A 3,701-nucleotide genomic window follows, 5' to 3' on the forward strand; every position below is an offset into this window, starting at 1 on the left:
AGAATGCTTATTAATATTCTCTAGGACTTTAAGTAATAAATTATAAAAATAGTCTATAGACTTTTTGAAGGACAAGTCTATAGACTATTTTTTATTATATTTATTAATTCCTTGAAACTATTAGTTTGTACTTTTCCTTTATAAAAAACAATATGATTTATATTAGATAAATTAAGCTCATTAACTTTAATTTCAACAAGATTTCCTAAATTAATTTCATTTTCAACTAATACCCTAGGTAATACTGTTATCCCTAAATTTTCTTTTGCAGCTTCTATCAAAACTTGAGAATTAACACTTGTCCAACTGGGATTTACTCTTATATCATGTAATAGCATGGCACTATCAAAAATATCTCTAATAGAACTTCCCTTTTCTCTTAATAGTAACTTTTCTTTTACTAACTCACTTAACGTTATAGGTTTTTCTTTTGCAAATTTATGTTTATTAGAACAAGCTACTACTAATTCATAATAAGAAAAAGGTATTCTTTCAAGTTCTTCATTGTAAACAACTCCCTCTATTAACCCTAAATCAATTTCATTCTTACATAACATATTTTCAATACTTCTAGCATTATCGACTATAATTTTTGTTGGAGTAGATTTACAAACGCCTTGAAATTTCCCTATTATAGTAGGCAAAATAAAATTTGCAATAGTTATACAAGATCCTATCTTAATAACAGCATTATCTTCTAATTCTTTAACATTTTTATCTAAATCATCGTATAAGTCTAATAGCTTTGTAACCTTTGTAAGAAATAATTTACCTGTCTCATTTAAATAAACTTTTCTTGAAATTCTATCAAATAAAGATACTCCTAAATAATCCTCTAACTCACTTATAGCATGGGAAACTGCTGGCTGCGTCATAAATAACTTTTCAGATGCTTTAGTGACACTTTCCTCTTCGCATACTGTTTTAAAAATACGTAAATGCCTAATCTTCATTTTCCCCTCCTAATTCATTACTAAATGTTTATATATTATATAAAATTATACTATTATACTTATCCTATGTCCATGCTATATACTTATAAGCATAAGAGTAAATCATAAGGAGTGCATGGCATGAAAATTAAAAGTTTTAAGCTATATTTTTCACTTTTTAAGGTGACATTTTTAGTCAGTTGCTTCAGCTTTGGTGGAGGCTACGTAATTATTCCATTATTAAGAAAGTATTTAGTTGAAGATATGAAACTGATAAATAATGAAGAGCTACTAGATATGGCAGCAATAGCTCAATCGAATCCAGGAGCCATTGCTGTTAATTTATCCTCACTAATAGGATATAACCTTTTAGGTGTAAAAGGAGCTATTATCACATGTATAGGTACGGTTTTACCTCCTTTATTAATATTATCTATTATATCTTTCTTCTACGAAGCATTCAGAAGTAATATGATTATTTCTTCAGTTCTTAAAGGAATGGAAGCCGGTGTTGCAGCTACAATTGTAGATCTAGTTATTGATATGAGCCAAGATGTATTTAAGGAAAAAAATTTATTACTATCACTTTTAGTTCCTCTATCATTTATAGCTAGCTTCTTCTTTAATATTAATGTACTAGCTATTATTATTTTTGGAGTAATAGTCAGCCTTACTCAAGTATATGTTAAGAAGAAAAAATTAGGAGGACTCAGAAATGATTAATATCCTTATTACCTTATTTTTAAGCTTTTGGCAAATAGGTTCTTTTAGTATTGGTGGCGGTTATGCTATAATGCCTCTAATTCAAGATCAAATGGTAAATAAATATGGTTGGCTTACTATTCAAGAATTTACTGATATTATTACTATATCTCAAATGACTCCTGGACCATTATCAATTAATGCTTCAACTTTTGTTGGCCTAAGAATAGCTGGAATCCTTGGTGCAATATTAGCTACCTTCGCTTGCGTAATTACTGGTGTAATTATTTCTATTTTCTTATTTAATTTTTTTAAAAAGCATAATGATATCGAAGAAATTGCAAATATTTTAAAAGGTCTTCGTTCAACTTCAATTGGTCTTATTGCATCATCTGCTTCCTCTATAATTTTAATTGCATTTTTAGGTAGAACTACACTAAGTGGAAATTTGAATAACCTTAACATATTTGCTATTATAATTTTTTCTATTTCACTATTTTTACTTAGGAGATATAAGTTTAATCCATTAACAATTATAGCATTAACAGGCTTTTTAGGTTTGTTTATTTATATATAACTATTATAGATATCAATATACATGATTATAAAAATAACCATAATAAGAAATCCTAATACTTATTATGGTTATTTTTTAATTTTACTTATTTTATTAATTTTTCATTTAATTAATTTCTTTTGCTGTTCATATATAAAATATAAAGGAAAGTAGCTTCCTTAAAATTACGTATATCAAATCCAGTTTCCTTTTTAATTTTTTCAATTCTATACATTAATGTATTTCTATGTACATATAGATTTTTAGATGCTTTAGTTAAAGATAAGTCACATTTTAATATTTCTTCAATTGTTTGTATTAATTCATGACTTAAGTTTTTAAATATATCCTTATATTCTTCCTTTAACTCTTGTACATATTTATCTGATAAATTAAAAATAGCCTTTTCTAAATACATTTCTTCAATACAATATATTTCAGGCTTTATTTTGAATTTTCTTCCTATTTCTAAGGTTTGTACAGATTTATTATATGCTTTTTTAAATCCTTCGAATGTATAGTCTAAATTACTTATACATATTTTTATATTTATTCCTAAAGTTTGAATAATTGTTTCCTTTAATGAAAGAGCATATTCTTTTTCATCTTCTAAATTCCCAATTACAATTATTCTATCGTAGATTTCTCCAATATAAACATTATTATCGGAATATGTATCCTTTACTATTTCTAAAACTTCATTTTCTTTAATAGCTTCAATAAGTAACATTTTATTTGCTTTAGTTATTGATGGATCTAACAATACATCCCATTGCTTTTTCCCTTCAAGCAATTCTTCTATTATATTTTCTTCTGTTATACATTTATTTAATATATACTCAATTGCTGGTATTATTCTAATATCATCTTGTTCTAAAATCAATTTATAAATTTTATCTTTTACAGATATTTTTCTCATAACCTTTGATTCCGTTGTTGGTAAATTATCAAAAATTTCATTGTTACTAGAATCTAATAATCTAACCCTAATATTAGTTTTTTCACATACTTCATTTAATAGTTTTACAATTGCTACCATATATTCCTCCTCTTTGAGTTTAAATCCTTCTCATACTTATATTATATATATGTTTCAATTAATAATCTATATGATTAACATAATAAATTAGGTAGTACTTTCTTAATTATACTTAATTTTTAAACAAAAAAGTTATAGGTAGCCCTATAACTTTTTTTCTTCTACAATCTTTTTATTTCCTCTATAACTTTATTAATATTTATTTTTGCAAGATTAATAGATGAATCATCGTTAAACATATCAATATTATCTACTACTATATAGTAATAGCATACCCCATATTTCCTTTTTATGATAAGCTCATAATCTCTATTATCTATTTTCTCATAACCTCTATTTGCTAATATTGTTATTTCCTTTATTTCTGAAATATTTAAACTTCCCAAATTGATAAGTTTATTATATATAAATAGTGAAAATATATTGTTTTCTTCATATATATCTTTAGTATCAATTATCTCTTCATAGCGTG

The 3,701-nt window shown here is 25.2% G+C and carries 5 protein-coding genes; 2 read left to right on the forward strand and 3 right to left on the reverse strand.

What is annotated here, in order from left to right:
* Positions 1 to 77 precede the first annotated feature (77 nt).
* On the reverse strand, positions 78 to 953 hold the full coding sequence (locus A500_RS15745; RefSeq protein ID WP_016208558.1) for a LysR family transcriptional regulator: 876 nt from the start codon (positions 951 to 953) through the stop codon (positions 78 to 80).
* Between the two features lie 120 nt (positions 954 to 1,073).
* Here A500_RS15745 and A500_RS15750 point away from each other — a divergent pair, with 120 nt between their 5' ends.
* Positions 1,074 to 1,655, forward strand: a complete 582-nt coding sequence (locus A500_RS15750) for a chromate transporter (protein ID WP_016208559.1) — start codon at positions 1,074 to 1,076, stop codon at positions 1,653 to 1,655.
* On the forward strand, positions 1,648 to 2,211 hold the full coding sequence (locus A500_RS15755; RefSeq protein ID WP_016208560.1) for a chromate transporter: 564 nt from the start codon (positions 1,648 to 1,650) through the stop codon (positions 2,209 to 2,211). The genes A500_RS15750 and A500_RS15755 overlap by 8 nt, the downstream gene beginning before the upstream one ends.
* A gap of 109 nt (positions 2,212 to 2,320) precedes the next feature.
* On the opposite strand, the gene A500_RS15760 is transcribed toward A500_RS15755, so the two are convergent.
* Together A500_RS15760 and A500_RS15765 are read right to left on the reverse strand one after the other, a co-directional pair.
* Positions 2,321 to 3,229 carry a PucR family transcriptional regulator gene (locus A500_RS15760; protein ID WP_016208561.1) on the reverse strand — a complete coding sequence of 303 codons (909 nt, stop codon included), beginning with the start codon at positions 3,227 to 3,229 and terminating at the stop codon, positions 2,321 to 2,323.
* 161 nt (positions 3,230 to 3,390) lie between these two features.
* A partial coding sequence (locus A500_RS15765) for a DUF4004 family protein (RefSeq protein WP_016208562.1) occupies positions 3,391 to 3,701 on the reverse strand: 311 nt, incomplete at its 5' end.

Origin of the sequence: Clostridium sartagoforme AAU1 (assembly GCF_000401215.1) — a bacterium.
In the GTDB taxonomy this organism is placed as follows: Bacteria; Bacillota; Clostridia; order Clostridiales; family Clostridiaceae; genus Clostridium; species Clostridium sartagoforme.